This window comes from Dietzia sp. UBA5065 (assembly GCA_002415925.1).
Taxonomy (GTDB): Bacteria; Actinomycetota; Actinomycetes; order Mycobacteriales; family Mycobacteriaceae; genus Dietzia.
In genome coordinates, this window is the sequence record DIAZ01000073.1 from 2,808 (window position 1) to 3,205 (window position 398).

General features: G+C 75.9%; 1 pseudogene. It reads left to right on the forward strand.

Annotated elements, in window-relative coordinates:
• Positions 1 to 145 precede the first annotated feature (145 nt).
• Positions 146 to 398: pseudogene (locus B4M60_RS05560) on the forward strand (hypothetical protein); the annotation flags it as partial.

Below are 398 nucleotides of genomic sequence, written 5' to 3' on the forward strand. Positions count from 1 at the left end.
CCGGCCTGCCCGCCCCCCCTGGCTTGCGCTGCCCGCTTGGCTTGCGCTGCCCCTCTGCCCGGAAATCGCCGGGTCCCGCTGCCCCCGTGGACCATTTCCCCAGCGCAAGCCGAGACGGCCGGCCCCGCTCGGTAGCATCGCCACCGTGACCGAGAGCGCGAACCCCGACGTCGACCTCCGGGTGCTCGTCTACAGCAGCGACGCCGCCACCCGCGGCCGCGTCAGGTCCGCCCTCGGCGCCCGCCCGCATCCCGACCTCCCCCGCCTGCTCTACACCGAGGTCGCCACGGCGACGGTCGTCATCGAGCACATGGACGCGGGCGGCATCGGCCTCGCGATCCTCGACGGCGAGGCCGCCCCCACCGGCGGGCTGGGCCTGGCCAAGCAGCTCCGGGACG